This is a genomic window from Streptomyces sp. MMCC 100 (assembly GCF_041538145.2).
Taxonomy (GTDB): domain Bacteria; phylum Actinomycetota; class Actinomycetes; order Streptomycetales; family Streptomycetaceae; genus Streptomyces.
Genome location: NZ_JBGORK020000001.1, coordinates 1,525,595 through 1,552,302 on the forward strand (window position 1 = coordinate 1,525,595; position 26,708 = coordinate 1,552,302).

Sequence of the window (26,708 nt, forward strand, 5' to 3'; positions counted from 1 at the left end):
TGCCGCCAAGGGGCGCGGGGAACTGCGGGAGAAACCACAACGAGGCACCCCACCAGGCGCCCCCGCCCGGCTACTTGGCGTAGATAGCCTCGATCTCGTCGGCATAATCCTTCGCCACAACATTCCGCTTCAGCTTCAGCGAAGGCGTCAAGTGCCCCGAGTCCTCGGTGAACTGCGCCCCCAGCACCCGGAACTTCCGCACCGACTCCGCCTTCGACACCGCCGCGTTCCCGTCGTCGATCGCGTCCTGGATCGCCGCCAGCAGGTCCGGGTCCTCCCGCAGCGACACCGCACTCGAGCCGGCCGGCTTCCCGTGCTCCGCGCACCAGCGGCCCAGGAACTCCTCGTCGAGGGTGACCAGCGCGCCCACGAAGGGCCGCCCGTCGCCGACCACCATGCACTCCGCGACCAGCGCGTGCGCGCGGATGCGGTCCTCTAGGACGGCCGGGGCGACGTTCTTGCCGCCGGCCGTGACGATGATCTCCTTCTTGCGGCCGGTGATCCGCAGGTAGCCGTCCTCGTCGAGGGTGCCGATGTCGCCGGTGTGGAACCAGCCGTCGGCCAGCGCCTCCGCGGTCGCGCCCGGGTTGTTCCAGTACTCCTTGAACAGGTGCTCGCCGTGCAGCAGCACCTCGCCGTCGTCCGCGATGCGCACCACGGAGCCGGGCAGCGGCTGGCCGACCGTGCCGATCTTCTGCCGGTCCCAGGGGTTGAAGGCGGTGGCCGCGCAGGACTCGGTCAGGCCGTAGCCCTCCAGGACCGTGAAGCCGATGCCGCGGAAGAAGTGGCCGAGCCGCTCACCGAGCGGGGCACCGCCGGAGATGGCGTACTCGCCGCGGCCGCCGAGGACCGTACGGAGCTTGCTGTAGACGAGCTTGTCGAAGACCTTGTGCTTGATCTTCAGGCCGACGGACGGGCCCGACGGGGTGTCCAGCGCCTTGCTGTACGCGATCGCCGTGTCCGCGGCCTTGTCGAAGATCTTGCCCTTGCCGTCCGCCTGCGCCTTGGCGCGCGCCGAGTTGTACACCTTCTCGAAGACGCGCGGCACGCCGAGGATCAGCGTGGGCCGGAAGGCGGCCAGCTCGTCGGTGAGGTTCTTGATGTCGGGGACGTTGCCCAGCTTGATCGGCGCGATCATCGGCGCGACCTGGACCAGGCGGCCGAAGACGTGGGCGAGCGGCAGGAAGAGGAGGACCGAGCACTCACCGGTGCGGAAGAGCGGACGCAGCCGTTCGACGACGTTGCCGCACTCCGCGAAGAAGCTGCGGTGGGTGAGGACGCAGCCCTTGGGGCGGCCCGTGGTGCCGGAGGTGTACACGATGGTCGCGGGGTCGTCGGCCTTCGCGATCGAGCCGCGCTCCTCGACGGTCCGGTCCGTGACGTCCTGGCCCAGACGACCCAGCTCCTCCACGGCGCCCGCGTCGATCTGCCAGACGTTCTTGAGGGCGGGCAACTGCTCGCGCACCGACTCGACGGTGGCGGCGTGCCCGGCCGACTCCACGACGCACGCCGTGGCACCCGAGTCACTGAGGATCCACTGCACCTGCTCAGGCGAGCTGGTCTCGTACACCGGCACGGTGATCGCGCCCGCGCTCCAGATCGCGAAGTCCAGCAGCGTCCACTCGTAGCGCGTACGGGACATCAGCCCGACCCGGTCGCCCGGCTGGACACCGGAGGCGATGAGGCCCTTGGCGGCGGAGTGCACCTCGGCGAGGAAGGCGCGCGCGGTCACGTCCTGCCAGGCGTCTCCCCCAGACTCCGTCCGGGGGGACCCCCACTTCGCTTCGCTCACCTTGCGGGCGATGACGGCGACGTCGGGATGCTGCGCGGCGTTTCTGCGGACGATGTCGGTCAGGTTTCCGTCCGTAGGGACCTCGTACAAGGCCGGAAGGCTGAACTCGCGCAAGACTGCTGCTCCTCATAGGGCGCCGGCGCCACGACACTGTGTGATGCGACGGTGCGGTCCAAGGCTCGGGCAAGTGCTCGGGAGAACTCATGCGCGATTCACATGTTGAAATCCAGAGCACGACTGGACTGCCCGGACGTTACCCGCCGGTATGCGTTCTCCGACAGGGGGTCCCCGCGAGATGTTCGCTGCGTCACACGGATGGGGTTTGCTTTGCGCACAGTAGTCGACGGATCAACCGACCAGCCAGTAACCGCAGGTCCGACCGCCACTGTTCACAAGAGGTGTGCGCTGCTTACGCTTGATCGCCATGGCACCCACACCGCCCCGTAACACGAGCACACGCGTCCACGTGGTCAGCGACGTCCACGGCAACGCCCGCGACCTGGCCCGGGCCGGCGAGGGCGCCGACGCCCTGATCTGCCTCGGAGACCTGGTCCTCTTCCTCGACTACGCCGACCACTCGCGCGGCATCTTCCCCGACCTGTTCGGCGTCGCGAACGCCGACCGCATCGTCGCGCTGCGCACCGCCCGCCGCTTCGCCGAGGCCCGGGAGTTCGGCAGGCGGCTGTGGGCGGAGACCGGCGGGGACCCGCGCGAGCTGATCGAAGGGGCGGTGCGCAAGCAGTACGCCGAGCTGTTCGCCGCGTTCCCCACTCCGACGTACGCCACCTACGGCAACGTCGACGTGCCGCCGCTGTGGTCCGAGTACGCCGGCCCCGGCACCACCGTGCTCGACGGGGAGCGGGTGGAGATCGGCGGCCGCGTCTTCGGCTTCGTCGGCGGCGGGCTGCGCACCCCGATGAACACGCCGTACGAGATCAGCGACGAGGAGTACGCCGCGAAGATCGAGGCCGTCGGCGAGGTGGACGTGCTGTGCACGCACATCCCGCCCGAGGTGCCGGAACTGGTCTACGACACGGTGGCCCGCCGCTTCGAGCGGGGCAGTCGCGCGCTGCTGGACGCGATCCGCCGCACCCGTCCCCGCTACGCCCTGTTCGGGCACGTCCACCAGCCGCTGACACGGCGGATGCGCGTCGGGGCGACCGAGTGCGTGAACGTCGGCCACTTCGCGTCGACGGGACGGCCGTGGGCGCTGGAGTGGTGAACCTGTGCGGCGGACCCGCGCAGGTGGGTGGTGACATGCGCTCCGCCCGTGCGCGATAGCCTTCACGCGGCACACACGTGCGCGCGACGGGCGCACGACGACCTCAGTAGCGGCCCGCATCCGGAGGAGCCACGGCGATGGCGGAACACACCAGCTCGAGCATCACCATCGAGGCGGCACCGGCCGACGTCATGGCGGTGATCGCCGACTTCGCGCGCTATCCGGACTGGACCGGTGAGGTGAAGGAGGCGCAGGTCCTCGCGACCGACGCGCAGGGGCGCGCCGAGCAGGTCCGGCTCGTCATGGACGCCGGGGCGATCAAGGACGACCAGACGCTGGGCTACACCTGGACCGGCGAGCACGAGGTGTCCTGGACGCTGGTGAAGTCCCAGATGCTGCGCTCCCTCGACGGCTCCTACCTGCTCCGCCCGGCGGGCACGGGCACGGAGGTCACCTACCGCCTCACGGTGGACGTCAAGATCCCGATGCTCGGCATGATCAAGCGCAAGGCCGAGAAGGTCATCATCGACCGAGCCCTGGCAGGCCTGAAGAAGCGCGTGGAGTCGAACCAGCCCTAGCCACGGGCAGCCGCCGCAGCTGCGGGCAGTCGTGCCGCTGGGGCGGCACGGGTGGGCGGTGGGGGTACCTCCCGCTCGAGCGAAGCCGAGAGTGGGGGAGGCACCCCGCAACGCCGGGCTGCGCACCTCCCGGCACCCGCACCCCCCCGCACCCGCACCCGGCGCCGCCCAGGCACCGGTACCGTTCACCCCCATGCGCACCCTCCTGATCACAGGCCCCGGCGGCACCGGCCGTACCACCGTCGCCGCCGCCACCGCGCTCACCGCGGCCCGCCAGGGCACCCGCACCCTGCTCCTGGGCACCGACCGCGACGACACCCTCGGCGCCGCGCTCGGCGTGCCCACGGGCCCCGCGCCGACCCCCGTCGAACCGGGCCTCACCGCCTGGCGCCCCGACTCCGCCCAGGGCTTCCGGGACGCCCTCGCCGCCCTCCAGGACCGCGCCGCCTCCGCCCTCGACCTCCTCGGCGCCTCCCGCCTGGACCCCGAGGACCTCACCCCGCTGCCCGGCGCCGAGGACCTCGCCCTGCTGCGCGCCCTGCGCGAGGCCGCCCTCGCCGAGGCGCACGACCTCCTCGTCGTGGACCTCCCGCCCGCGCCGCGCGCCCTCGCCCTGCTCGCCGCGCCCGAGGAACTGCGCCGCAGTCTGCGCCGCCTGCTCCCGCCCGAGCGGCAGGCCGCCCGCGCCCTGCGCCCCGTACTCGGCCGACTCGCCGGCGTCCCCATGCCGGCCGAGGCACTCTACGAGGCCACCGCCCGCTGGGACCTGGAACTCGCCGCCGCCGAGGCCGTCCTGGCCGACCGGAACACCGCCGTACGGCTCGTCGCCGAACCCGGACCGGCCGGAGCCGACGCCGTCCGCACCACCACCCTCGGCCTCGCCCTGCGCGGCCTGCGCACCGACCTGCTGGTCGCCAACCGCGTCCTGCCCGAGGACGCCCCGGCGGACAGCTGGCTCAGCGGCCCCCTCGCCCAGCAGCGCAAGACACTGGAGGAGTGGCGGGGGACGTACGACGTCCGCGCCGTCGCCCATCTCGGCCGCGACCCGCGCGGCACGGACGACCTCGCGGCCCTCGACGTGCCGGGCGTCAACCCGGATGCCTCCCCGGTCGAGTGGCCCGTCACCGACCGGCTGGCCGAGGACGGCGTGCTGGTCTGGCACATCCCGCTGCCCGGCGCCGTACGCGAGGAGCTCGACCTGATCCGCCGCGGGGACGAACTGGTCGTAGCGGCAGGCTCCTTCCGCCGCATCGTCCCGCTGCCGTCCGCGCTGCGCCGCTGCACCGTCGACGGGGCCGCGCTGCGGGACGGCACGCTCGCCGTCCGGTTCGCGCCGGACCCGGGACTGTGGCCGCAGGGACGATGACCCGACGGGGGCCGCGCCCGTTCGGGTAACGTCGTAAGGACGAACCGTAGTCAGGAGTCCGTCATGAGCGAAGAGCTCCCCCCGTCCGAGGCGTCCCGCCCCGACGAGGCCGACGCGGTCGACGAGACACGTGCGACCGGTGAGGCGCGAGCGGCCGACGAGGCGCGTGCGACCGACGCCGACGCCTGGGCGACGGCGTGCGCCGAGGACCTGGAGGCGGAGAAGTCCCGCCGCCGTGCCGCGTACGGGCCGCCGCCCGGCTCCGCCGCCGAGGAGCTGCGCCGGCTCGTCGACACCGTCGCCGACAAGCTGTCCGGCCTCCAGTCCCCGCTGCTCGGCCAGGTCGCCGGACCCGCCGCCCAGCAGGTGGTCCGGCAGGTCGTCCAGCAGGCGAAGGCCGCCGTCGAACCGGTCATCGAGCGCAACCCGGACGTGTTCGACCACCTCGCCGCCGCCGGCGGTGAACTCCTCGCCGCCTACCGCTCCGCCGTCCAGAACCAGGAACGCCGCTGGACCAGCGGGGACACCGCCTCCGAGGATCCCCGCGACCCCCGCGACCTGGACGGACGCGGCGCCGACGGCCGTGACGAGGGCGACGGGGGCACCGGCCCCGGACAGCGCATCGACCTGGACTGAGCCCCGCCTCGGGTACGGTTGCCCTTAGCGGGGCTCGACCGAACTGAGGGATTCATGGGACTCACCATCGGCGTCGACATCGGCGGCACGAAGATCGCGGCCGGCGTGGTCGACGAGGAAGGCAACATCCTCTCGACCCACAAGGTGCCGACCCCCACCACACCCGAGGCCATCGTGGACGCCATCGCCTCCGCGGTGGAGGGCGCGCGCGTGGGGCACGAGATCGTCGGCGTCGGTATCGGTGCCGCCGGATACGTCAACCGCCAGCGCTCGACGGTCTACTTCGCGCCCAACATCGACTGGCGCCAGGAGCCGCTCAAGGAGAAGGTCGAGGCGCGCGTCGGCCTCCCCGTGGTCGTGGAGAACGACGCCAACGCCGCGGCCTGGGGCGAGTACAAGTTCGGCGGCGGCAAGGGCCACCGCAACGTCATCTGCATCACCCTCGGCACCGGCCTCGGCGGCGGCATCATCATCGGCAACAAGCTGCGCCGCGGTCACTTCGGGGTGGCCGCCGAGTTCGGCCACATCCGCATGGTGCCCGACGGCCTGCTGTGCGGCTGCGGTTCGCAGGGCTGCTGGGAGCAGTACGCGTCGGGACGGGCACTGGTGCGGTACGCCAAGCAGCGTGCCAACGCCACCCCCGAGCGCGCCGAGGTACTGCTCGCGCTCGGCGACGGCACCCCCGACGGCATCGAGGGCAAGCACATCTCGGTCGCCGCCCGCCAGGGCTGCCCCGTCGCCGTCGACTCCTACCGGGAACTGGCCCGCTGGGCCGGTGCCGGCCTCGCCGACCTGGCCTCGCTCTTCGACCCGTCCGCCTTCATCGTCGGCGGCGGCCTCTCGGACGAGGGCGACCTGGTCCTCGACCCGATCCGCAAGTCCTACAAGCGCTGGCTGGTCGGCGGCAACTGGCGCCCGGTCGCCGACGTCATCGCCGCCCAGCTCGGCAACAAGGCCGGCCTGGTCGGCGCCGCCGACCTGGCGAGGGAACCCGACCCGATCATGTAGCGGCCGCGAGGCCCTCCGGTACGACAGAGCCCGTCGAGCCCTCTCCGGGGGACGACGGGCCTCGTCGTATCTTGATCCGCATGGCAACGTCCTCCCTTCCTCCCCTCCCCAACTCCCGTACCGAACCGGACGGTTCCGCGGTCGTCCGCGTCCTGAGCTACAACGTCCGCTCCCTGCGCGACGACACCGACGCCCTCGCCCGCGTCATCAAGGCCTGCGCCCCCGACCTCGTCCTCCTCCAGGAGGCCCCCCGCTTCTTCCGCTGGCGCAAGAAGATCACCCGGCTCGCCGCCGCGTCCGGCCTGGTGCTCCTCTCCGGTGGCGGCACCGCCGCCGGCCCCGCGCTGCTCTGCAACCTGCGGGCCACCGTGGAGCGCACCGAGGACGTGCTGCTCCCGCTCACCCCCGGTCAGCACCGCCGGGGCCTGGCCACCGCCGTGGTCCGGATCGGCGGGGCCCGTCTCGGCGTACTCAGCACCCATCTGTCGCTGCGGCCGGACGAGCGCCACGAGCAGGCCGGTCTGCTCCTCGACCAACTGGCCGCCCTCGGCGTGACGCACGCCGTGGCGGGCGGCGACCTGAACGAGCGCCCCGGCGGCCGCACCTTCCGGCGGCTCGGCGACGGGCTGCGCGACTGCTGGACCGCCGCGCCCTGGGGCGGGGAGTACACCTTCCCCGCCACCGCCCCGGACCGCCGTATCGACGCGGTCTTCGTCACCGAGGGCGTCGAGGTGCTGGGCTGCGGGGTGCCGTCGGGACTGCCCGGCGTGGCGGAGGACGACCTGAGGGCGGCCACGGACCACCTCCCGGTCCTGACCGCCCTCCGCGTACCCTCCACGACCGCCTGATCGCAGGTCCCGCGGGCTACACCACCGCGCCGCGCCCCGGATCGTCGTCGTCCTCGTCGCCCGTCCGCATTCGCATGACCAGGGTGGCGAAGCCGCCGAGGAAGCCGCCGATGCTCAGGGTCGTCAGCCACCAGGTCATGTCCCAGCCGAGCACCACCGCCAGCAGGAGCAGCACCGGGCCGCCGAGCACGCCCAGCCAGGCGAACTTCGCGGTGGGGTCCGCGTCGGGCAGCGGCGGCGGCTCGGGCGGCACGAAGTGGCCCTCGTCGTCCGCGTCGAAGTCGTCGTCGGACGGTTCGGCGGGTGTGTGGTCGCGCGGACCGATGCCGGGCGCGAACGCGACGGAGCTGCCCAGCGGCCGGTCCGAGGCGGGCCGGTCCGCCGCGGGCTTCTCGTCGTTCACCTCGGGCTCGAGCAGTGCCAGGTCCTCGACCGACTTGAACGGCTTCGCGCCCGGCGGGTCCGGGGGCTCCTCCCCGTACCCGGCGACGATCGCGTCCCAGGCGGCGTCCTCGTCGAAGGGCACGCCCTGCGCCTCGGGCCCGCCGTCCGCCGCGCGCCCCCGTGCCTCGTGGTGCTCCCGCTCCAGGTCCCGCTCCTCGCGGTCCTCGCGGTCGGAGTCGTGCTCAGCCACCTGCGGCCGTCCCTTCCTTGCCGAGACCGGGCTCCGGCTCCCCGACGGAACCGGGCGCGAGCCGGCCGATGAACGCGACGCTCTCCGCGAAGATCCGGTCCGCATCGTGGTCCAACGTCGCCACGTGGTAGCTCTGTTCCAGCAGGATCTCCGTCACGTCCGTCGACGACACCCGGCCCAGGATCCGCGCAGAGTCGGCGGGCGGCACCACATGGTCCTGCGGGCTGCGCAGCAACAGCAGCGGCTGGGTCACCTGCGGCAGGTCGCCGTCGGCCAGACGGAAGAAGGCGCGCAGCGAGTGCGCCGAGTGCAGCGGCACCCGGTCGTACCCCAGCTCCGCGCTGAGCGGCTTGGCGATGTCGCTGGCGATGCCCTTCGTCGCGGGCACCAGGTGGCGCAGGACCGGCAGGGCGTGCTGGGCGACGCCGTGCATCCGGTTCGCCGGGTTCACGACGACGACGCCCGACACCGCGTCCCCGTGCTTCGCGGCGAGCCGCAGCGCCAGCGCGCCGCCCATGGACAGGCCGGCCACGAAGACCCGGGTACAGCGCTCGCGCAGGGCGCGCAGTTCGCGGTCCACCTCCGCGTACCAGTCCTGCCAGCCCGTGACCTGCATGTCCTGCCAGCGCGTGCCGTGCCCGGGCAGCAGCGGCAGCGACACGGTCAGTCCGCGCGCGGCCAGGTACCGGGCCCAGGGACGCAGCGACTGCGGGGAACCGGTGAAACCGTGACAGAGGAGGACGCCGACCTCACCGCCCTCGTGGCGGAACGGCTCGGCTCCGGGCAGGACCGACACGTCTCGGTCTCCTGTCGTCAGGGGTACTCGCGGGTCTTTCACCGTACGCGACCGCACTGACACCGACCAGGGCCGTCGGGGCCATTGACGGTGTCCCGGGTTAAGGTCTGAGCCACGGACACGGGAGGCACTGGGTTGTTGTACGGCACGATGAAGGTCACCATCGGGGGGTCGCTGAAGCTTGCCTTCAGGCCCTGGGTGGAGGGCCTGGAGTACATCCCGGCCGACGGTCCCGCGATTCTGGCGAGCAACCACCTGTCGTTCTCCGACTCGTTCTTCCTGCCCGCCGTCCTCGACCGCAAGGTGACCTTCATCGCCAAGGCCGAGTACTTCAACACCCCCGGGATCAAGGGCAGGCTGACCGCCGCCTTCTTCAAGGGCGTGGGCCAGCTCCCGGTGGACCGGTCCGGCGCGCGCGGCGCGGGGGAGGCCGCCATCAAGAGCGGCATAGAGGTCCTGGAGCGCGGCGAACTGTTCGGCATCTATCCCGAGGGCACACGCTCCCCGGACGGCCGCCTCTACCGCGGCAAGCCGGGCGGGCTCGCGCGCGTGGCGCTCGCCACCGGCGCGCCCGTCGTCCCGGTCGCCATGATCGACACCGAGAAGATCCAGCCGCCCGGTCAGGTGATGCCGAAGCTGATGCGGCCCGGCATCCGCATCGGCAAGCCGCTGGACTTCTCCCGCTACCAGGGCATGGAGCACGACCGCTTCGTGCTCCGAGCGGTGACCGACGAGGTCATGTACGAGATCATGAAGCTCTCCGGCCAGGAGTACGTCGACATGTACGCGACCGCCATGAAGCGGCAGCTCGCGGACGCGGCGAAGGCCGAGAAGGCGGCAAAGAGCGAGAAGGCGGCCAAGGCCGACAAGAGCGGGACTTAGTCCGGGCACCGGGGCACCGGGGCACCGGGCATCCGGGCACCGGTCGCCGGGGGAGGGGGGACATGGCCAGGCGCGAGAGAGTCATGAGGATGTCGGTCGAGCTGCCGCTGTGGCGCGCGCTCGCCGGCTACCGCGTGCTCACCATGCTGTACGCGATCGGCTTCTTCGCCACCGCCTACTCCGGCTTCGCCCGCCCCTGGCTCGCCGTCGCCTACTACGCCGTGCTCTTCGTCTGGACCCTGGCCACCCTCCCCAAGGTCACGAACGCCGCGAGCTGCACCAAGCGGTTCCTCGCCGCCGACCTCACGGTCGCCCTGACCGGCATCCTGCTCACGCCCTTCGCCGACGCCCACGAACGCGTCATGGACGGCGGCCCGACCCTGCCGTCGATATGGACCGCCGGTTCCGTGCTGGCCTTCGCCATCAAGGGCGGCTGGCGCTGGGCGGCCGCCGCCTCCACCCTCGTCGCCGTCGCCAACCTGGTCGAACGCGGCACCCCGGCCCGCGACACCGTCCACAACGTCATCCTCGTCTGGGTCGCCTCCATCGCCATCGGCTACGTCGTCGAGGTCGCCCGCGCCTCCGAGCGCACCCTCGCGCGCGCCCTGGAGATCGAGGCGGCGACCAGGGAGCGCGAGCGGCTCGCCCGGGACATCCACGACAGCGTCCTCCAGGTGCTGGCGATGGTGCAGCGCCGGGGCGCCGTCATCGGCGGCGAGGCGGCCGAGCTGGGCCGCCTCGCCGGTGAGCAGGAGGTGGCCCTGCGCACCCTGGTCTCCGGGGGCCTGGTGCCCGTCTCCCGCGTGTCGGAGGACGCCGCCGAGGGCGCGGTCGTCCGGATGGTCGAGGAACCGGAGGGGGAGGACCCGGACGGTCCCGTCGACCTGCGCGCCCTGCTCGCCCCGTACGCCGGCTCGCTGGTGAACCTCGCCGAGCCGGGCGCCCCGGTCCTCCTCGCCCCCCTCGCCGCACGGGAGCTGGCGGCCGCCGTGGGCGCGGCCCTGGACAACGTCCGCGAGCACGTGGGCGAGCGGGCCCGCGCGTGGATCCTGGTCGAGGACGAACCGGACGAGGTGATCGTCACCGTCCGCGACGAGGGGCCCGGCATCCCGGACGGGCGGCTCGCCGAGGCCGAGGGCGAGGGACGGCTCGGCGTGGCCCTGTCGATCCGCGGCCGGCTGCGCGACCTCGGCGGCACGGCCGAACTGATCTCGGTGCTCGGGCAGGGCACCGAGGTCGAACTGAAGGCACCGAAGAAGACCGTCAGTACCACCGCACGGGGGAAGGCAGCGGACCATGAGTGAACGACAGGACCCGATCAGGGTCATGGTGGTCGACGACCACCCGATGTGGCGCGACGCCGTCGCCCGGGACCTGGCCGAGTCCGGCTTCGACGTGGTCGCCACCGCCGGCGACGGCGACCAGGCGGTGCGCCGGGCCCGGGCCGCCGGCCCCGACGTCCTCGTACTCGACCTCAACCTGCCCGGCAAGCCCGGCGTCCAGGTCTGCAAGGAGGTCGTCGGCGCCGACCCGAAGCTGCGCGTGCTCGTCCTCTCGGCGAGCGGGGAGCACGCCGACGTGCTGGAGGCGGTGAAGTCCGGCGCGACCGGATACCTGCTGAAGTCGGCCTCCACCGAGGAACTGCGCGACGCGGTGCGCCGTACGGCCGCCGGCGACCCGGTCTTCACCCCGGGTCTCGCCGGACTGGTCCTCGGCGAGTACCGCCGCCTGGCCTCCGAACCCGCGCCCGCCGCGGGTACCGACGACCCCGGCGCGCCCCGGCTCACCGACCGGGAGACCGAGGTGCTGCGCCTGGTCGCCAAGGGCCTGAGCTACAAGCAGATCGCCGAACGCCTCGTCATCTCCCACCGCACCGTGCAGAACCACGTCCAGAACACCCTGGGCAAGCTCCAGCTGCACAACCGGGTGGAGCTGGTGCGGTACGCGATAGAACGGGGTCTGGACGACGCCTGACCCACGCGGGACAGTGGCCTCAACCACTCACCCTGGCAAAGGGGTTGTGCGATGAAGGTCGGAGTTCTGACCGGAGGCGGCGACTGCCCCGGGCTCAACGCCGTCATCCGGGCCGTCGTCCGCAAGGGCGTCCAGGAGTACGGCTACGACTTCACCGGCTTCCGGGACGGCTGGCGCGGCCCCCTGGAGGGCGACACCGTCCCGCTCGACATCCCGGCCGTCCGCGGCATCCTGCCCCGCGGCGGCACCGTCCTCGGCTCCTCGCGCACCAACCCGCTCCAGCAGCGGGACGGCATCCGGCGCATCAAGGACAACCTCGCCGCACTCGGCGTCGAGGCCCTCATCACCATCGGCGGCGAGGACACCCTCGGCGTCGCCACCCGCCTCGCGGACGAGTACGGCGTGCCCTGCGTCGGCGTCCCCAAGACCATCGACAACGACCTGTCGGCCACCGACTACACCTTCGGCTTCGACACCGCCGTCGGCATCGCCACCGAGGCCATCGACCGGCTGCACACCACCGCCGAGTCCCACATGCGCGTCCTGGTCGTCGAGGTCATGGGCCGGCACGCCGGCTGGATCGCCCTCCACTCGGGCCTGGCCGGCGGCGCCAACGTCATCCTCATCCCCGAGCAGCGCTTCGACGTCGAGCAGGTGTGCGCCTGGGTGACCTCCCGCTTCCGCGCGTCCTACGCCCCGATCGTGGTCGTCGCCGAGGGGGCGATGCCGCGCGACGGCGACATGGTGCTCAAGGACGAGTCGCTGGACTCCTACGGGCACGTCCGGCTGTCCGGGGTCGGCGAGTGGCTGGCCAAGCAGATCGAGAAACGCACCGGCAACGAGGCCCGCACCACCGTCCTCGGGCACGTCCAGCGCGGCGGCACCCCCAGCGCCTTCGACCGCTGGCTCGCCACCAGATTCGGCCTGCACGCCATCGACTGCGTCCACGACGGGGACTTCGGCAAGATGGTCGCCCTGCGCGGCACGGACATCGTCCGCGTCCCGATCGCCGAGGCCACGGCCCGGCTGAAGACGGTCGACCCGGCGCTGTACGAGGAGGTCGGCGTCTTCTTCGGCTGACCGGCGAGGGTGGGCCGAGGGTCGTATATTCGGCCCGGAGCCCACCGGAACGGGAGCGGTCATGGAGATCCTTGCCTTCGGCGTACAGGCCGACGAGAAGCCCCTGATCGAGCGGGCCTTCCGCGACCACGAGGACGTCCGCTGCCTGGACGTCTTCCTCAACGGGGACACCGCCCCCATCGCGGCGGGACACGAGATCGTCTCCACGTCCGTCAACGCCGACCTCGGCGCGGACGTCCTGGAGATCCTCGCGGCCGGCGGAACCCGGATGGTGGCCCAGCGCTCCACCGGCTTCAACAACGTCGACCTGGACACGGCCGAGCGGCTCGGCATGACCGTGGCCCGGGTGTCGTACTACTCGCCGTACTCGGTCGCCGAGTTCGCCTGGGCCCTCGCCATGGCCGTCAACCGGCGGATCGTGCGCGCCTCCATCCGCACCCGCGACTTCGACTTCCGCCTCGACGGCCTGATGGGCCGCGACCTGCACGGCCGCACCGCCGGCGTCCTCGGCACCGGCAAGATCGGCGAGGCCTTCGCCCGGATCGCCCACGGCTTCGGCATGCGCCTGCTCGGCTGGGACGTCGCCGAGAACCCGGCCTGCGCGGAACTCGGCATGCGGTACGTCCCGAAGGACGAGCTGCTCGCCCGCTCCGACCTGATCACCCTGCACGTTCCGCTGATGGCCGAGACCCGGCACCTGATCGACGCGGCCGCCCTGAAGGCGATGCGCGACGACGCCATCCTGATCAACTCCAGCCGCGGCGGCCTGATCGACACCGCGGCCCTCGTCGGCGAGCTGCGCGCGGGCCGCTTCGCGGGTGTCGGCCTGGACGTGTACGAGGCGGAGGCGGGCCTGTTCTTCCTCGACAAGTCCCTGGAGGCCATCGAGGACGACACCCTGGCCCGCCTCGTCACCTTCCCGAACGTCCTGGTCACCTCGCACCAGGCGTACTACACGGAGGACGCCGTCGGTCAGATCGTCGACACGACGGTGCGCAACGTCCTCGACTACCGGGAGGGCCGCCGCTCGGAGAACGTGCTCGTCCCGCGCAGCTGACCGGTCAGCTCCCGGACGATCGCCGTGCCGTTCAGCGTCAGTACCGACTCGGGATGGAACTGGACGCCGGCGAAGCCCTCGCCCCGCAGCGCGTGCACCTCGCCGCCCGCCGAGCGGCTCACCTCGACGCCGTGCGCGGCCAGCCCGGCGGCCGTCGCGTCGTCGCAGCGCGCGGTGAAGCTGTTGTAGAAGCCGACCGTCTCCGGCCGCCCGAACAGGTCGATCTCCGTCTGCGCGCCCTGGTACGGCACCTCCTTGTGGACGATGTCGAGCCCCAGCTCCGCCGCGATCAGCTCGTGCCCGAGGCAGACGCCGAGGACGTCGTGGCGGTTCGCCCCGAGCAGCTCGGCGGTCAGGGACCGCAGGAAGCGCATCTTCGGGTCGGCCGGGTCGCAGGGGTCGCCGGGACCCGGCCCCAGCACCACAGGGCCGCCCTCGTGCCCCAGCACCGCCTCGCGCAGCCCCGGCTCGTCGTACCGCCGCACGCTCACCGCGAGCCCCGACGAGCGCAGCACGTGCGCGAGCATCGCCGTGAAGGTGTCCTCCGCGTCGACGACCAACGCGTGCCCGGTCAGCGCGGCCGACGGCTCCTGCATCCGCAGCCAGAACGGGGCCAGCGAGGCACGGCGCCCGTCCAGCGCGGCCCGCACCCGGGGATCGTCGGCCAGCCCCGGCCGCCCGGCCTCCGCACGCGGCCGGGACGGGCGTACGCCCAGCGCCGCCAGTACGCCGGCCGCCTTGGCGTGGGTCTCCGCGACCTCGCCCGCCGGGTCCGAACCCCGCACCAGCGTGGCGCCGACCGGCACCCGCAGCCGCCCGGCCGCGTCGATGTCGGCGGTACGGATCAGGATGGGGGAGTCGAGCGTCTGCGGTCCGGCCGCCCGCCCCGGCCCCTCGCCCGGGTCCCGCCCGAGCAGCGCCAGCGCGCCCGCGTAGTAGCCCCGCCCGCCGGTCTCGTGCCGCTCGATGACCCGGCAGGCGTTCTGCACCGGCGAGCCGGTGACCGTCGCCGCGAACATCGTCTCCCGCAGCACCTCGCGCGCGTCCAGGGAGGACCTCCCGCGCAGCTCGTACTCGGTGTGCGCGAGGTGCGCCATCTCCTTCAGCCGCGGGCCGACGACCACCCCGCCCCTGTCGCCGACCGTGCACATCATCTTGAGCTCCTCGTCGACGACCATCGACAGCTCCTCGATCTCCTTGCCGTCGGCGAGGAAGTCCAGGAGGTGTTCGGGGGTCGGCCCCTCGGCGGGGTAGCGGTACGTGCCGCTGATCGGGTTCATCACCACCGTGCCCCCGGACATCCGGACGTGCACCTCCGGGCTGGCGCCCACCAGCGTGCGGTCCCCGGTGTGCACGACGAACGTCCAGTACGCGCCCCGTTCGCCCTCCAGGAGCCGCCGGAACAGCGCCAGCGCGTCGGCCCGCCCGAACCCCGGGATGCGTCCCTCGTACGTCCGCCGGATCACGAAGTTGGCGCCCTCGCCCCGCCCGATCTCCTCGTCGAGCACCCGGCCGACGATCCGCGCGTACTCCTCGTCGCCGACATCGAAGCCGCCGCCCTCGACCCGGACCTCGTGCGCGGGCAGCTGCGCCAGCGCCTCGGCGAGCGGGATGTCGTACCGCTCCTCGGGGGTGAGCATCAGCAGCGGTGTGCCGTCGTCGCGGACGTCGAAGCCGCGTTCGCGGATCTGCCGGAAGGGGACGAGCGCCAGCCCCTCGTCGGGCAGGTCGGCGAGTCTGCCGTGCTCCGTGACCGGGCCGAGCAGCAGCTCGACGAGGTCGTGGTCGTGGCCGGGGGCGCGGCGGCGGAGCAGGGCGAACGGGCGGGGATCGGCCAGGAGGCCGTCGAGCGGAGTCGTGCGCGGTGCGGCGGGCGGTGTCATGAGTGGTGTCCCTGTGTCGAGGAGGGACGGGCCCGGTCGCGGAAACACCGAAGGCCGCCCCTCGGGCGGCCTTCGCGAAGTCTTGCGTACGCGCAGTCAGTGGGCCGCCGGATGAGCGGTCCACCACCAGTTCTGGGTCGAGTGCGCGAACATGCCGTCGACCCTAGCGCATCCGGACGCCTGAGACGCGGTGTCGCCCACGACCACCGGGCGCGAGCCCTCGGCCGAACCGTCGATGTGCTCCCCGCACCCGCGGGGCTGACGGGCGTACTCCTGCGACGGGTGCGCCCGTCTCACGGACTGGGCGTGGTGCTGGACGCCACGGCCGACCGCGTACTGTTGGGCGCGTGACCGTGAACGCTGATTCCCGAAGTGTCGCCGCTCAGGCGACATGGCGAAACCTGCCCGCGGCGCAGCAGCCCGAGTACCCGGATGCCGAGGCTCTGCGCGATGTGATCGCCGAGCTCGAATCGTATCCGCCGCTCGTGTTCGCCGGAGAGTGCGACCAACTGCGTGCTCGCATGGCCGCGGTCGCCAGGGGAGAGGCGTTCGTCCTCCAGGGCGGCGACTGCGCCGAGTCGTTCGACGCGGTGTCCGCCGAGCACATCAGGGCGAAGCTCAAGACCCTCCTCCAGATGGGCGCCGTCCTCACCTACGCCGCGTCCGTGCCCGTGGTGAAGGTCGGCCGGATCGCCGGCCAGTACTCCAAGCCGCGCTCCAAGCCGACCGAGACCCGCGACGGCGTGACGCTGCCCACCTACCGCGGCGACTCCGTCAACGGCTTCGACTTCACCGAGGCGGCCCGGGTCCCGGACCCCGAGCGGCTCAAGCGCATGTACCACGCCTCGGCGTCCACGCTGAACCTGGTGCGCGCCTTCACCACCGGCGGCTACGCCGACCTCAGGCAGGTGCACGCCTGGAACCAGGACTTCGTGAAGTCCTCCCCCTCCGGCCAGCGCTACGAGCAGCTCGCCCGGGAGATCGACAACGCGCTGAACTTCATGCGGGCCTGTGGCACGGACCCGGCCGAGTTCCAGACCGTCGAGTTCTTCTCCTCGCACGAGGCGCTGCTGCTCGACTACGAGTCGGCCCTCACCCGCGTCGACTCGCGCACCGGGCAGCTGTACGACGTCTCCGGGCACATGGTGTGGATCGGTGAGCGCACCCGGCAGCTGGACCACGCGCACATCGAGTTCGCCTCGCGGATCCGCAACCCGATCGGCATCAAGCTCGGCCCGACGACGACGGCCGAGGAGGCGCTGCAGTACATCGAGCGCCTGGACCCCGACCGCGAGCCCGGCCGGCTGACCTTCATCGTCCGGATGGGCGCGGACAAGATCCGCGACAAGCTCCCCGAGCTGGTGGAGAAGGTCACCGCGTCCGGTGCCGGCGTCGCCTGGATCACCGACCCGATGCACGGCAACACCTACGAGGCGGCTTCCGGTCACAAGACCCGCCGCTTCGACGACGTGCTCGACGAGGTCAAGGGCTTCTTCGAGGTGCACAAGTCGCTCGGCACCCACCCGGGCGGCATCCACGTCGAGCTGACCGGCGACGACGTCACCGAGTGCGTGGGCGGCGGCGACGAGATCTTCGTCGACGACCTGCACCAGCGCTACGAGACGGCCTGCGACCCGCGGCTCAACCGCAGCCAGTCGCTCGACCTGGCGTTCCTGGTGGCGGAGATGTACCGGGACCAGTGACGGTCCGCCCCCGGGCGGGCGGGTGAAATGGGGCGCGGGTCACACGGGATCCGCGCCCCTCCCACTTTTGCCGGCCTTGCGCGATGGGTAAGGTTAGGTTTGCCTCACCGATCAGCGGGCCCTCCGGTCGTCGGTACGGCACGACCTTGTACCCCGTCCGGGAGGTGAACCGCGTGTTCGTCTGCAGCTGCTTCGGTGTCACCGAGGAACAGGTGAAGAGCCACGCGGAGGCCGGCGCGTGCACGCCCCGCCAGATCGCCTCCGCCTGCAAGGCGGGCACCGACTGCGGCGGCTGCGTACGCCGCATCCAGGCCCTGCTCGGCCGCGGCGCCTGCCCCCGCCGGCAGCTGGCCGACCAGGGTGCACCGGTCCTCGCGGAGCTTCCCGAGGCGGCCTGAGGCCGGGTCCGGCTACAGCGAGCCCGGTCCCGACGGGTCCGGCTGGGTCTGCTCGATCACCGTCGACAGGTACAGCGACTCGCCCAGCTTCTCGATCAGGTCGAGCTGGGTCTCCAGGTAGTCGATGTGGTGCTCCTCGTCGGCGAGGATCGCCTCGAAGACGTTGGCCGACGTGATGTCGTGCTTGGCCCGCATCACCTCGATGCCCCGGCGCAGCCGGTCGATCGCCTCGAGCTCGATCTCCCGGTCGGCCTGGAACATCTCGGTCACGCTCTGGCCGACCCGCACGTGGAAGAGCCGCTGGTAGTTCGGCAGGCCGTCCAGGAGCAGGATGCGGTCGGTGAGCACCTCGGCGTGGCGCATCTCGTCGAAGGACTCCGCGCGCGTGTACTTCGCGAGCTTGGTCCAGCCCTTGTGGTCCTGCAGCTTCGCGTGCAGGAAGTACTGGTTGATGGCCGTGAGCTCGGCGGTCAGCTGCTCATTGAGGAACTCGATGACTTCCGGGTCGCCCTGCATCGCTTGACGCTCCTTCGAACGGGAACAGGCGTGTTGCGCGGCATGATTGCACCGGAGTCGAAGATCGTCCAGTAAGTGTTGACTTAGTAAGTAAGTACAGGCTTAGTCGCCTTGGCGGAGATTGAGGGTGGTTTGCCCGAATGTAAGTGGGGCGGGTCAGGGGCATCGGTCCGGGTCTGTCAGGATGGAGGCATGGGTCAGCCGGTGGAACACGGATCGGGAGAAGACGGTTCGCAAGGAGCGTCGCGGTTCGAGCTCCCACCCGGGCAGCGACTGCAGCGCGGCTGGCCCGTCACGCACTACGGCCCGGTCCCCAAGTTCCGCCCGGAGCGCTGGGAGTTCCGGGTCTTCGGCGCCACCACCGACGACGAGAAGCACGGCTGGGCCCACGACGAGTTCACCGCCCTGCCGTACACCACGGTCGTCGCCGACCTGCACTGCGTCACGAAGTTCAGCATGCTCGGCTCGGAATGGGGCGGCGTTCCGGCCACCACGATCCTGGACCTCGCCCCGCCCGCACCCGGCGTCACCCACGTGATGGTGTGGGCCGAGTACGGCTTCAGCTCCAACCTCAGACTGTCCGACTTCGCCGCCGAGCGCACCCTCTTCGCCACCCACAAGGACGGCGAGCTGCTCACCGCCGAGCACGGCTTTCCGCTGCGGCTGGTCGTCCCGCACCTGTACGCCTGGAAGGGCCCGAAGTGGGTCCGCGGCATCGAGTACATGACCGCCGACCGGCGCGGCTTCTGGGAGGAGCGCGGCTACCACAACATCGGCGACCCGTGGCGGGAGCAGCGCTACTCCTACCAGGAGGAGCCCGGGGACGGCCCCGAGCTGTGACCCGCCGCGGCCCCCTCGGGGGTCAGCCGTCGCGCAGCTTCTTGAGCCGCTCCACGTCCGCCGCGTGCCCCTCCTTGCCGCCGGGTGTCTCGATGACCAGCGGCACGCCCTCGGTCGCCGGGTGGGTCATCAACGCCCGGAACGGGTCCTCGCCGATGTGACCGGCGCCGATGTTCTCGTGGCGGTCCTTGTGCGCGCCGGCCACGTCCTTGGAGTCGTTGGCGTGGATCAGCTTCAGCCGGCCCTCGCCGACGGTGTCCACCAGCAGGTCGAGGGTCCGGTGCATGCCGGACGGACCGGTCAGGTCGTGGCCGGCCGCGAAGATGTGGCAGGTGTCCAGGCACACGCCCAGCTTGGGATGGGCGTCCAGCGCCTCGAAGTAGGGCCCGAAGTCCCAGGTCCGCGAGCACAGCGAGGCGCCCTGTCCGGCGGTCGACTCGAGGAGCAGGTACGGGTCGTCGTCGTGGGTCAGCTCGTCGAGGAGCGGCAGCATGTGCTCCCGCACCTGCTTCAGCGCCACCGACCGGTCCCGTCCGCCGGTGGCGCTCCCGGTGTGCACGACGACGCCGAGCGCCCCGATGGCACGCGCACGCCGCAGCGAGTGCCGCAGCGACTCCACCGACCGCTCCACCGTCGCCTCGGTGTGCGAACCGAAGTTGATCAGGTACGGGGCGTGCACGTACGCGGGGGTCGACCCGGCCGCGCAGGCCTCCCGGAAGGCCTCGTCCTGCTTCGGGTTGCCGGCCGGCGTGGCCCAGCCGCGCGGGTTGGCGACGAAGACCTGCACGGTCTCCGCCTTCAGCTCACGGGCGTAGGAGAGCCCCACGGAGTGCAGCCCGCCGGCCACCGGGACGTGGCCGCCGACGGGGTTGCGGGGGAGGGCGGCGGGGATGGCCGAGGGGGCGGACTGTTGACTCTTCACCCATTCAGGGTGTCATGCGGCGGGCGGTGCCCCGTCACCTGATGGTGATCTTGATGGTGGACCCCTCGGGAGCCGTGTCCCCGCCGTCCACGGACTGCTTCTTGACGGTGTCGCCGAACAGGCCGAGCAGACCGCGGTCCTCGTCCACGTCGAAGCCCGCGTCCTCCAGCTTCTGCTTGGCGTCGTCCACGCTGTCGCCGACCACGTCCGGGACCTCGATCATCCGGGGGCCCTTGGACAGCGTGAGCGTCACCGTGTCGCCCTCGGCCGCCCGGCCGCCCGGGTCCGGCGTCTGCCGGGCGACCTGGCCGCTGTCGTACTCCGAGTTCACCCGCTCGTCGGCGACCTTCACCTTCAGGCCGGCCTCCTCCAGCTCGTCCCGCGCGTCGTCCAGGTCGTCGCCGGTGACGTCCGGGACGTCGACGGGGCTGCCCTTGCTGACGACCAGGGCGACCGCGGAGCCCGCGCGCACCGTGGTGCCCGACCGGGGCTTGGTGGAGATCACGAAGCCCTTGGCCACCTCGTCGCTGAACGCCTTGGTCACCATGCCGGGCTGCAGGCCCTCGTCCTCCAGCAGCTTGCGCGCCCGGTCCAGCTTGTAGCCGGCCACGTCCGGCAGCTTCACGGTGTCGGGGCCGTCGGAGACGGTGAGCGACACGGAGTCGTTCTTCCGGATGCGGTCGCCCACCCCGGGATCGGTGCTGATGACCTTGCCGCGCTCCACGGTGTCGCTGTAGGCGTGCCGCACCTTGCCGACGTCAAGACCGGCCTCGTCCAGCCGGTCCCGGGCCTGCGCCTCGGTCTTGGACAGCAGCGGCGGCACCTTGGTGAACTGGCCGGAGTTGATGTACCAGACGCCCGTACCGACCCCGAGCACCAGCAGGACGGCCACGACGATCGCCAGCGGACCGCGCCGCGGCCGGCGCAGGCGGGACCGGGGCGGGGCCGGCGGGGGAGCCGCCAGCCGGCTGGTGCGGTGGACCCCGTCCGCGGCGAACCCGCCGCCCGTGCCGTCGCCCTCGTCCTCGTTCACCGGCAGGGGGCGAGGCATCGTCAGCGCGCGCGGGATCACGCTCGTACGGTCCTCGGCGTTGTCGTGCTCCGCGGCGAGCGCCTGCGGCGGCACCGCGTCCAGCTGGGCCGCGCTCAGCGCCTCACGCGCCTCGCGGGCCCGCGCGAGCAGCGCCACGGCGTCGTGCGGCCGGATCTCCGGGTTGCGCGCGGTCGCCGCGGCGACCAGCTCGTCCAGCTCGAACGCCATCTCCGGCACGGCGGCCGACGGCGGCGGCACGTCCTCGTGGAGGTGCTTGTAGAGCACTGCCGCGGCCGAGTCCCCGTCGTGCGGCTTGGCGCCGGTCAGCATCTCGTACAGCACGACACCGCACGCGTACACGTCGACCCTGGGGTCGGCCGTGCCGTGCTCGATCTGCTCGGGCGCCAGATAGGAGACGGTGCCGAGGACGGCGCCGGTGGTGCTGGTCACGGTGTTCACGGCGCGGACCAGGCCGAAGTCGGCGACCTTGACCCGGCCGTCGTCCCCTATCAGCACGTTCTCCGGCTTCATGTCCCGGTGCACGAACCCCGCCCGGTGCGCGGCGCCGAGCGCGGCCAGCACCGGCTCCAGGATGTCCAGTGCGGCCCGCGGCCTGAGCGCCCCGCGCTCGCGCAGCACGTCCCGCAGGGTGCAGCCGGCGATGTACTCCATCGCCAGGTAGACGTACGCCCCCTCGGCCCCCTGGTCGAAGACCTGGACGACATTGGGGTGGTCGAGCCGGGCCACCGACTTGGCCTCGCGGATGAACCGCTCGACGAAGGTGGCGTCGGTCGCGAGCGTCGGGTGCATCACCTTCAGCGCGAGCACGCGGTCCAGGCGGGTGTCCACGGCCCGGTAGACCGTGGCCATCCCGCCGACCGCGATCCGCGCCTCGACGCGGTACCGGCCGTCGAGCATCTGCCCGACGAGAGGGTCCTGAAGGGTCGTGTCCACGCAGGTGAGTCTACGAGCCGCCACGGACACCCCGCGCCGCTGCCCGAAATCGGGGCGGGACTGAAGCGGAGCTGTGACGTACCGCACCCCCGCTGCGGGCAGTCGTGCCGCTGGGGCGACGGGGCCCCCTCGCTCGAGCGAAACCGTGAGTGGGGGAGGGTGGGCGATGGGGGCACCTCCCAGGCCGTTCAGGCACTGGGGGAGGCACCCCGCAACGCCGGGCTGCGCACCCCCCGCCCGGCCCCGACACCGGTGCGCTAGAAAGCGGGCCGCTCCGGATCCAGTACCGCCAAGCCCTCCGCAGGAGAAGACGCCTCGGCGAAGTGCCGCCGGGGAATCCGCCCCGCCCGCCGAGCCAGCCGCCCCGCCTCCACGGCGTACCGCATCCCCTCCGCCATGAGGACCGGCTCCTGCGCCCGCGTCACCGCCGAGGCCAGCATCACACCCGCACACCCCAGCTCCATCGCCAGCGCGACGTCCGACGCCGTACCGGCCCCCGCGTCCAGAATCACCGGCACGCGCGCGTGCTCCACGATCAGCTGGAAGTTGTGCGGGTTGCGGATCCCGAGCCCGGAGCCGATCGGCGAGCCCAGCGGCATGATCGCCGCGCACCCGACGTCCTCCAGCTTCCGCGCGAGCACCGGGTCGTCGTTGGTGTACGGCAGCACCGTGAACCCGTCGTCGACCAGCGTCTCCGCCGCGTCCAGCAGCTCGACCGGGTCCGGCAGCAGCGTGCGCTCGTCGGCGATGACCTCCAGCTTGACCAGGTCGGTGCCGAGCGCCTCGCGCGCCAGCCGCGCGGTGAGCACCGCCTCCCCGGCCGTGAAGCAGCCGGCCGTGTTGGGCAGGACGCGGATGCCGAGCCGGTCGAGGACGGACAGCACGGACCCGTGCACCGAGGCGTTCACCCGCCGCATCGCGACGGTCGTCAGCTCCGTCCCGGAGGCCACCAGCGCGCGCTCCAGCACGTCCAGGCTGGGCGCCCCGCCCGTACCCATGATCAGACGGGACCCGTACGACGTACCGCCGAGGACAAAGGGATCGTCGGCCATGGTCAGCCTCCTTGGACAGCGGTGAGGACCTCGACGCGGTCGCCGTCGGCCAGAGCGGTGGCGGGCCACTGCGCGCGCGGGACGACGGTTTCGTTCAGGGCGGCGGCCACTCCGGACGGCGCCGCGGTGAGCGTGCCCACCAGCGCGTCCAGGGCCGTGCCGGCAGCCACCTCGCGCGGCTCGCCGTTGACGGAGATGTGGAGAGGACTCATACGGGCTGCTCCGAAAGTTCCGAGGGTGCCGGGAGTTCCGGGAGTGCGGGGGCGGGGCCGAAGCGCCGCGGGGTGAAGGGACGGGCATCGTCCGGCAGCTCCCCGGTGGTCAGGGCGTGCGCCATGACGTCGCCGGTGACGGGGGTGAGCAGGACGCCGTTGCGGTAGTGCCCGGTGGCCAGCAGCAGGCCGTCCAGAGCGGTCGGGCCGAGCAGCGGCGCGTTGTCCGGGGAGCCGGGGCGCAGACCCGCGCGGGTCTCCGTCAGCGGCAGCTCCGTGATGCCGGGAACCAGCTCGTGGGCGTCGCGCAGCAGCTCGTAGACGCCGCCCGCGGTGACCGTCGTGTCCCAGCCCAGCTCCTCGCTGGTGGCGCCGACGACCAGCTCGCCGCTCTCCCGGGGCACCAGGTAGACGTGGTTGCCGCGCACCACGGCGCGCACGGTCCGGTTCAGCAGCGGCGCCTGCGACCGCGTGCGGGGCATGGTCAGCCGCAGCACCTGACCCTTCACGGGCCGCACCGGCGGCAGTACGGCCTCCGGCACGCCCGACAGCCGCCCGCTCAGGCTGCCCCCGGCCAGCACCACCCGCCCGGCTTCCAGCGCCGTGCCGTCGGCGGTGACGACACCCGTGGCCCGGTCCCCGCGCCCGACGGTGAGCCGCTCGGCCCACGCCCGGTGGAAGGCCACGCCCGCCTGTTCGCAGGCGGCCACCAGCGCGCGGGCGAGACGACGGGGGTCGATCTGATGATCGCCGTCCACCCGGAGCCCCCCGCGCACGCCCGGCGCGAGCATCGGCTCCAGACGCCGGCACTCACGCCCCGACAGCCACTCCGACTCCAGGCCGGAGCGCTGCTGGAGCGCGTGCAGCTCGCGCAGGTGGGCGCGGTCGTCGGCGTCCAGTGCGACGGCGAGCGTGCCGCAGCGGCGGTAACCGAGGTCGTGACCGGTCAGCTCGGTCAGCTCGGCCGCGAACTCCGGATAGCGGCGGGCCGAGGCGAGGTTCAGCGCGAGCAGCGTCTCCTCGCCGTAGTGCAGCTCCGTGACGGCGGCCAGCATCCCGGCCGCCACCTGGGCCGCCCCGCCGCCCGGCTCGGGATCCACGAGGGCCGTGACCAGCCCGCGCTGCGCGGCCCGCCAGGCCGTGACCAGCCCGATGATCCCGCCGCCGACGACGAGCACGTCGGGTGTACGAGGCGTACGAGGCGTGTGTGGTGGAGACGACATGGGCGTCCAGCCCCTCCCTTCGCCGGCATGACCCGGATCAGGTTCGTACGGTCGGAGGCCGCCAGCCTCCCTCTCAGCCCGGTGCGTCCGGGCTCCCGCGAGTGCCTTACGTCGGCCACCCTAGCCCGCAGCGTGTCGCACGTGTAAGGGAGCCTCCGCGGCCGGGGACGTCGCGCAGCTCACCGTGCGCGAGCGCTGACTGACGATTTGCCAGGTGTCTATGGTGATCAGGTGAGTGAGCAGACGCGGGGACAGGGACCGGCAGCGGACGCGGAGCGCCGTGTGGTCGTGGTGGGCGCCGGGATGGCCGGCGTGCAGACCGCGGTCGCCCTGCGGGAACAGGGCTTCACCGGCACGGTGACCCTGATCGGTGCGGAGCCGCACCAACCGTACGACCGCCCCCCGCTGTCCAAGGCCGTCCTGCTCGGCACCGCCGAGGGCTCCGCCTTCGACGTCGACTTCGAGGCACTCGGCATCACCCTGCGGCTGGGCTGCGAGGCCCTGGGCGTCCGCCCCGACGCGCACGTCCTGGACACCGCCGAGGGCCCCGTGCCCTACGACGTCCTGGTCCTTGCGACCGGCGCCGAACCGGTCCGGCTCCCCGGCGCCGAGGGCGTGCCCGGCGTGCACCTGCTGCGCACCCTGGACGACGCCGAACGGCTGCGCCCGGTGCTCGCCCGGCAGCACGACGTCGTGGTCGTCGGCGCGGGCTGGATCGGCGCCGAGTTCGCCACCGCCGCGCGCGAGGCGGGCTGCGCGGTGACCGTGGTGGAGGCCGCCGACCGGCCGCTGGCCGACGCGCTGCCCGCCGAGGTGGCCGCGCCGATGACCGCCTGGTACGCCGACGCGGGCGCTGAACTGCGCACCCGCGCGCGCGTGGAGCGCGTCGAGCCCGGCGGCCCCGGCGAGTCCGGCCGGGTCGTCCTCGACGACGGCACCCGCCTGCCCGCCGACGCGGTCGTCGTCGGCATCGGCGCCCGCCCGGCCACCGGCTGGCTCGCCGGCTCCGGCATCGCCCTCGGCGCGCACGGCGAGGTCCTGGCCGACGACCGCCTGCGCACCTCCGCGCCGGACGTCCACGCGGTGGGCGACTGTGCCTCCTTCCCCTCCGCCCGCTACGGCGAGCGACTGCTGGTGCACCACTGGGACAACGCCCTCCAGGGGCCGCGCACGGTCGCCGCCGGCATCGTCGGCGCCCCGGGCGGCGAGGCCCCGGCCGCCTACGACCCGGTGCCGTACTTCTGGTCCGAGCAGTTCGGCCGCTTCGTCCAGTACGCCGGTCACCACACGGCCGCGGACACCACCCTGTGGCGCGGCGACCCGTCGAGCCCGGCCTGGACGGTCTGCTGGCTGCGCGAGGGCCGCCTGGTCGCCCTGCTGGCGGTGGGCCGCCCCCGCGACCTGGCACAGGGCAAACGCCTGATCCAGGCGGGTACGACGATGGACCCGGATCTGCTGGCCGACCCGGCGAAGCCGCTGAAGGCGGCGACGGCGGCGACGGCGTAGTCCGGTTTCCGAGTGTCAGTGCCAGGTGGCAGGCTTGGGGCGTGACCGAGATTGACGCAAAGACCGATGCTCTCGTGCCCGCCTGGCTCACCGTTCCCGACATCGCCGAGAAGCTCGGTGTCGAGGTGACCCGGGTACGCCAGCTGATCAAGGAAGGCCAGCTCATCGCCGTCCGCCGCGGTGAGAACCGCGCACTGCACGTCCCCGCGGCCTTCATCGACGAGGACAAGGTCGTCAAGGGCCTGGTCGGGACGCTGACGCTGCTGCGGGACGACGGCTTCACGGCCGAGGAGATGCTGGAGTGGCTCTTCACGCCGGACCCGAGCCTGCCCGGCACCCCCGCCCAGGCGCTGACCGAGAATCGCGGTACGGAGGTGAAGCGCCGCGCCCAGGCGCTCGCCGTCTGACCCGCCACATCGCGGATCCGCCCGTCGCTGATCCGCCACATCACGGATCCGCCCGTCGCTGATCCGCCACATCGCGGATTCGCCCGTCGCTGATCCGCCACACTGCCCGGCGTACGAGCCGCGGACCCCGGCCCGGGAGAGGCCCGGTCCGCGGCCCGTATGCCAGAATCGCGCGGCCCGTCGTGG

At 72.6% G+C, this 26,708-nt stretch carries 27 protein-coding genes and 1 riboswitch; of the genes, 16 read left to right on the forward strand and 11 right to left on the reverse strand.

What is annotated here, in order from left to right; translation table 11 throughout:
- Positions 1-70: 70 nt before the first annotated feature.
- Positions 71-1,906, reverse strand: a complete 1,836-nt coding sequence (locus tag ABS735_RS07010) for an AMP-dependent synthetase/ligase (protein WP_373901995.1) — start codon at positions 1,904-1,906, stop codon at positions 71-73.
- 310 nt (positions 1,907-2,216) lie between these two features.
- On the opposite strand from ABS735_RS07010, the gene ABS735_RS07015 reads away from it, so the two are divergent.
- The 6 genes from ABS735_RS07015 to ABS735_RS07040 all read left to right on the forward strand — a co-directional run bounded on the left by ABS735_RS07015 (position 2,217) and on the right by ABS735_RS07040 (position 7,450).
- Complete coding sequence (locus tag ABS735_RS07015) at positions 2,217-3,014, forward strand: metallophosphoesterase family protein (RefSeq protein WP_373901996.1); 798 nt, start codon at positions 2,217-2,219, stop codon at positions 3,012-3,014.
- Between the two features lie 137 nt (positions 3,015-3,151).
- Positions 3,152-3,592 (forward strand): SRPBCC family protein, encoded by a 441-nt coding sequence (locus ABS735_RS07020; RefSeq protein WP_373901997.1) that lies wholly within the window; start codon positions 3,152-3,154, stop codon positions 3,590-3,592.
- A gap of 193 nt (positions 3,593-3,785) precedes the next feature.
- Positions 3,786-4,958: an ArsA family ATPase gene (locus tag ABS735_RS07025; RefSeq protein WP_373901998.1), complete on the forward strand. Its 1,173-nt coding sequence runs from the start codon at positions 3,786-3,788 to the stop codon at positions 4,956-4,958.
- Positions 4,959-5,021: 63 nt separating this feature from the next.
- Positions 5,022-5,594 carry a DUF5304 domain-containing protein gene (locus tag ABS735_RS07030; protein ID WP_373901999.1) on the forward strand — a complete coding sequence of 191 codons (573 nt, stop codon included), beginning with the start codon at positions 5,022-5,024 and terminating at the stop codon, positions 5,592-5,594.
- Between the two features lie 54 nt (positions 5,595-5,648).
- Positions 5,649-6,602, forward strand: a complete 954-nt coding sequence (locus ABS735_RS07035) for an ROK family glucokinase (protein WP_007448618.1) — start codon at positions 5,649-5,651, stop codon at positions 6,600-6,602.
- 80 nt (positions 6,603-6,682) lie between these two features.
- A complete protein-coding gene (locus ABS735_RS07040; RefSeq protein WP_373902000.1) occupies positions 6,683-7,450 on the forward strand; it encodes an endonuclease/exonuclease/phosphatase family protein in 768 nt (255 codons plus the stop codon).
- A 16-nt stretch (positions 7,451-7,466) separates the two neighbouring features.
- Here ABS735_RS07040 and ABS735_RS07045 read toward each other — a convergent pair whose 3' ends face one another.
- Both ABS735_RS07045 and ABS735_RS07050 read right to left on the reverse strand, forming a co-directional pair.
- Positions 7,467-8,084, reverse strand: coding sequence for a hypothetical protein (locus tag ABS735_RS07045; RefSeq protein WP_373902001.1), 618 nt, complete (start codon positions 8,082-8,084; stop codon positions 7,467-7,469).
- Positions 8,077-8,880 (reverse strand): alpha/beta hydrolase, encoded by an 804-nt coding sequence (locus ABS735_RS07050; RefSeq protein ID WP_373902002.1) that lies wholly within the window; start codon positions 8,878-8,880, stop codon positions 8,077-8,079. Before ABS735_RS07050 ends, ABS735_RS07045 begins: the two co-directional genes overlap by 8 nt.
- 150 nt (positions 8,881-9,030) lie before the next feature.
- Here ABS735_RS07050 and ABS735_RS07055 point away from each other — a divergent pair, with 150 nt between their 5' ends.
- The 5 genes from ABS735_RS07055 to ABS735_RS07075 all read left to right on the forward strand — a co-directional run bounded on the left by ABS735_RS07055 (position 9,031) and on the right by ABS735_RS07075 (position 13,873).
- Complete coding sequence (locus tag ABS735_RS07055; RefSeq protein ID WP_373902325.1) at positions 9,031-9,762, forward strand: lysophospholipid acyltransferase family protein; 732 nt, start codon at positions 9,031-9,033, stop codon at positions 9,760-9,762.
- Positions 9,763-9,824: 62 nt separating this feature from the next.
- Positions 9,825-11,066: a MacS family sensor histidine kinase gene (gene macS / locus ABS735_RS07060; RefSeq protein WP_373902003.1), complete on the forward strand. Its 1,242-nt coding sequence runs from the start codon at positions 9,825-9,827 to the stop codon at positions 11,064-11,066.
- Complete coding sequence (locus ABS735_RS07065) at positions 11,059-11,736, forward strand: response regulator (protein WP_373902004.1); 678 nt, start codon at positions 11,059-11,061, stop codon at positions 11,734-11,736. The genes macS and ABS735_RS07065 overlap by 8 nt, the downstream gene beginning before the upstream one ends.
- A 51-nt stretch (positions 11,737-11,787) precedes the next feature.
- Positions 11,788-12,816, forward strand: a complete 1,029-nt coding sequence (locus tag ABS735_RS07070; RefSeq protein ID WP_108987029.1) for a 6-phosphofructokinase — start codon at positions 11,788-11,790, stop codon at positions 12,814-12,816.
- Positions 12,817-12,877: 61 nt separating this feature from the next.
- The gene (locus tag ABS735_RS07075) at positions 12,878-13,873 is read left to right on the forward strand and encodes a 2-hydroxyacid dehydrogenase (protein ID WP_373902005.1); all 996 of its coding nucleotides are present in this window, start codon (positions 12,878-12,880) and stop codon (positions 13,871-13,873) included.
- On the opposite strand, the gene ABS735_RS07080 is transcribed toward ABS735_RS07075, so the two are convergent.
- Together ABS735_RS07080 and ABS735_RS07085 are read right to left on the reverse strand one after the other, a co-directional pair.
- On the reverse strand, positions 13,825-15,756 hold the full coding sequence (locus ABS735_RS07080) for an anthranilate synthase family protein (RefSeq protein WP_373902006.1): 1,932 nt from the start codon (positions 15,754-15,756) through the stop codon (positions 13,825-13,827). The two genes, ABS735_RS07075 and ABS735_RS07080, sit on opposite strands and share 49 nt — an antisense overlap.
- A 96-nt stretch (positions 15,757-15,852) precedes the next feature.
- Positions 15,853-16,149, reverse strand: a complete 297-nt coding sequence (locus ABS735_RS07085; protein WP_373902007.1) for a trp operon leader peptide — start codon at positions 16,147-16,149, stop codon at positions 15,853-15,855.
- On the opposite strand from ABS735_RS07085, the gene ABS735_RS07090 reads away from it, so the two are divergent.
- Both ABS735_RS07090 and ABS735_RS07095 read left to right on the forward strand, forming a co-directional pair.
- Positions 16,104-17,459, forward strand: coding sequence for a class II 3-deoxy-7-phosphoheptulonate synthase (locus ABS735_RS07090; protein WP_373902008.1), 1,356 nt, complete (start codon positions 16,104-16,106; stop codon positions 17,457-17,459). The genes ABS735_RS07085 and ABS735_RS07090 overlap by 46 nt on opposite strands.
- A gap of 164 nt (positions 17,460-17,623) precedes the next feature.
- Positions 17,624-17,857, forward strand: coding sequence for a (2Fe-2S)-binding protein (locus ABS735_RS07095; RefSeq protein ID WP_030869393.1), 234 nt, complete (start codon positions 17,624-17,626; stop codon positions 17,855-17,857).
- Between the two features lie 12 nt (positions 17,858-17,869).
- Here ABS735_RS07095 and bfr read toward each other — a convergent pair whose 3' ends face one another.
- Positions 17,870-18,373 carry a bacterioferritin gene (bfr, locus tag ABS735_RS07100; RefSeq protein ID WP_007448529.1) on the reverse strand — a complete coding sequence of 168 codons (504 nt, stop codon included), beginning with the start codon at positions 18,371-18,373 and terminating at the stop codon, positions 17,870-17,872.
- 192 nt (positions 18,374-18,565) lie between these two features.
- On the opposite strand from bfr, the gene ABS735_RS07105 reads away from it, so the two are divergent.
- On the forward strand, positions 18,566-19,213 hold the full coding sequence (locus tag ABS735_RS07105; protein WP_373902009.1) for a sulfite oxidase-like oxidoreductase: 648 nt from the start codon (positions 18,566-18,568) through the stop codon (positions 19,211-19,213).
- 22 nt (positions 19,214-19,235) lie between these two features.
- Here the strand turns inward: ABS735_RS07105 and ABS735_RS07110 are convergent, their stop codons facing one another.
- The 5 genes from ABS735_RS07110 to thiO all read right to left on the reverse strand — a co-directional run bounded on the left by ABS735_RS07110 (position 19,236) and on the right by thiO (position 24,609).
- Positions 19,236-20,135, reverse strand: coding sequence for a deoxyribonuclease IV (locus ABS735_RS07110; protein ID WP_373902010.1), 900 nt, complete (start codon positions 20,133-20,135; stop codon positions 19,236-19,238).
- Between the two features lie 34 nt (positions 20,136-20,169).
- Entirely contained in the window at positions 20,170-22,122 is a 1,953-nt protein-coding gene (gene pknB / locus ABS735_RS07115; protein WP_373902011.1) for a Stk1 family PASTA domain-containing Ser/Thr kinase, read from the reverse strand.
- A 257-nt stretch (positions 22,123-22,379) separates the two neighbouring features.
- On the reverse strand, positions 22,380-23,174 hold the full coding sequence (locus ABS735_RS07120) for a thiazole synthase (protein WP_373902012.1): 795 nt from the start codon (positions 23,172-23,174) through the stop codon (positions 22,380-22,382).
- A 2-nt stretch (positions 23,175-23,176) separates the two neighbouring features.
- On the reverse strand, positions 23,177-23,386 hold the full coding sequence (gene thiS / locus ABS735_RS07125; RefSeq protein WP_373902013.1) for a sulfur carrier protein ThiS: 210 nt from the start codon (positions 23,384-23,386) through the stop codon (positions 23,177-23,179).
- Positions 23,383-24,609: a glycine oxidase ThiO gene (thiO, locus tag ABS735_RS07130; protein ID WP_373902014.1), complete on the reverse strand. Its 1,227-nt coding sequence runs from the start codon at positions 24,607-24,609 to the stop codon at positions 23,383-23,385. Before thiO ends, thiS begins: the two co-directional genes overlap by 4 nt.
- Positions 24,607-24,718: riboswitch (TPP riboswitch) on the reverse strand. It overlaps the preceding gene by 3 nt.
- Before the next feature lie 122 nt (positions 24,719-24,840).
- On the opposite strand from thiO, the gene ABS735_RS07135 reads away from it, so the two are divergent.
- A complete protein-coding gene (locus tag ABS735_RS07135) occupies positions 24,841-26,115 on the forward strand; it encodes an NAD(P)/FAD-dependent oxidoreductase (RefSeq protein WP_373902015.1) in 1,275 nt (424 codons plus the stop codon).
- 41 nt (positions 26,116-26,156) lie between these two features.
- Complete coding sequence (locus ABS735_RS07140) at positions 26,157-26,522, forward strand: Rv2175c family DNA-binding protein (protein ID WP_373902016.1); 366 nt, start codon at positions 26,157-26,159, stop codon at positions 26,520-26,522.
- Positions 26,523-26,708 lie beyond the last annotated feature (186 nt).

Bases quoted from the DNA above. Each gene is read 5' to 3' on its own strand.
- thiS (WP_373902013.1), bottom strand. From the start codon at position 23,386: ATGAGTCCTCTCCACATCTCCGTCAACGGCGAGCCGCGCGAGGTGGCT.
- ABS735_RS07065 (WP_373902004.1), top strand. From the start codon at position 11,059: ATGAGTGAACGACAGGACCCGATCAGGGTCATGGTGGTCGACGACCAC.
- ABS735_RS07105 (WP_373902009.1), top strand. From the start codon at position 18,566: ATGGGTCAGCCGGTGGAACACGGATCGGGAGAAGACGGTTCGCAAGGA.
- ABS735_RS07020 (WP_373901997.1), top strand. From the start codon at position 3,152: ATGGCGGAACACACCAGCTCGAGCATCACCATCGAGGCGGCACCGGCC.
- macS (WP_373902003.1), top strand. From the start codon at position 9,825: ATGGCCAGGCGCGAGAGAGTCATGAGGATGTCGGTCGAGCTGCCGCTG.
- thiO (WP_373902014.1), bottom strand. From the start codon at position 24,609: ATGTCGTCTCCACCACACACGCCTCGTACGCCTCGTACACCCGACGTG.
- ABS735_RS07120 (WP_373902012.1), bottom strand. From the start codon at position 23,174: ATGGCCGACGATCCCTTTGTCCTCGGCGGTACGTCGTACGGGTCCCGT.
- ABS735_RS07085 (WP_373902007.1), bottom strand. From the start codon at position 16,149: ATGTCGCCTGAGCGGCGACACTTCGGGAATCAGCGTTCACGGTCACGC.
- ABS735_RS07035 (WP_007448618.1), top strand. From the start codon at position 5,649: ATGGGACTCACCATCGGCGTCGACATCGGCGGCACGAAGATCGCGGCC.
- ABS735_RS07040 (WP_373902000.1), top strand. From the start codon at position 6,683: ATGGCAACGTCCTCCCTTCCTCCCCTCCCCAACTCCCGTACCGAACCG.
- bfr (WP_007448529.1), bottom strand. From the start codon at position 18,373: ATGCAGGGCGACCCGGAAGTCATCGAGTTCCTCAATGAGCAGCTGACC.
- ABS735_RS07025 (WP_373901998.1), top strand. From the start codon at position 3,786: ATGCGCACCCTCCTGATCACAGGCCCCGGCGGCACCGGCCGTACCACC.
- ABS735_RS07055 (WP_373902325.1), top strand. From the start codon at position 9,031: ATGAAGGTCACCATCGGGGGGTCGCTGAAGCTTGCCTTCAGGCCCTGG.
- ABS735_RS07070 (WP_108987029.1), top strand. From the start codon at position 11,788: ATGAAGGTCGGAGTTCTGACCGGAGGCGGCGACTGCCCCGGGCTCAAC.
- ABS735_RS07080 (WP_373902006.1), bottom strand. From the start codon at position 15,756: ATGACACCGCCCGCCGCACCGCGCACGACTCCGCTCGACGGCCTCCTG.
- ABS735_RS07015 (WP_373901996.1), top strand. From the start codon at position 2,217: ATGGCACCCACACCGCCCCGTAACACGAGCACACGCGTCCACGTGGTC.
- ABS735_RS07030 (WP_373901999.1), top strand. From the start codon at position 5,022: ATGAGCGAAGAGCTCCCCCCGTCCGAGGCGTCCCGCCCCGACGAGGCC.
- ABS735_RS07075 (WP_373902005.1), top strand. From the start codon at position 12,878: ATGGAGATCCTTGCCTTCGGCGTACAGGCCGACGAGAAGCCCCTGATC.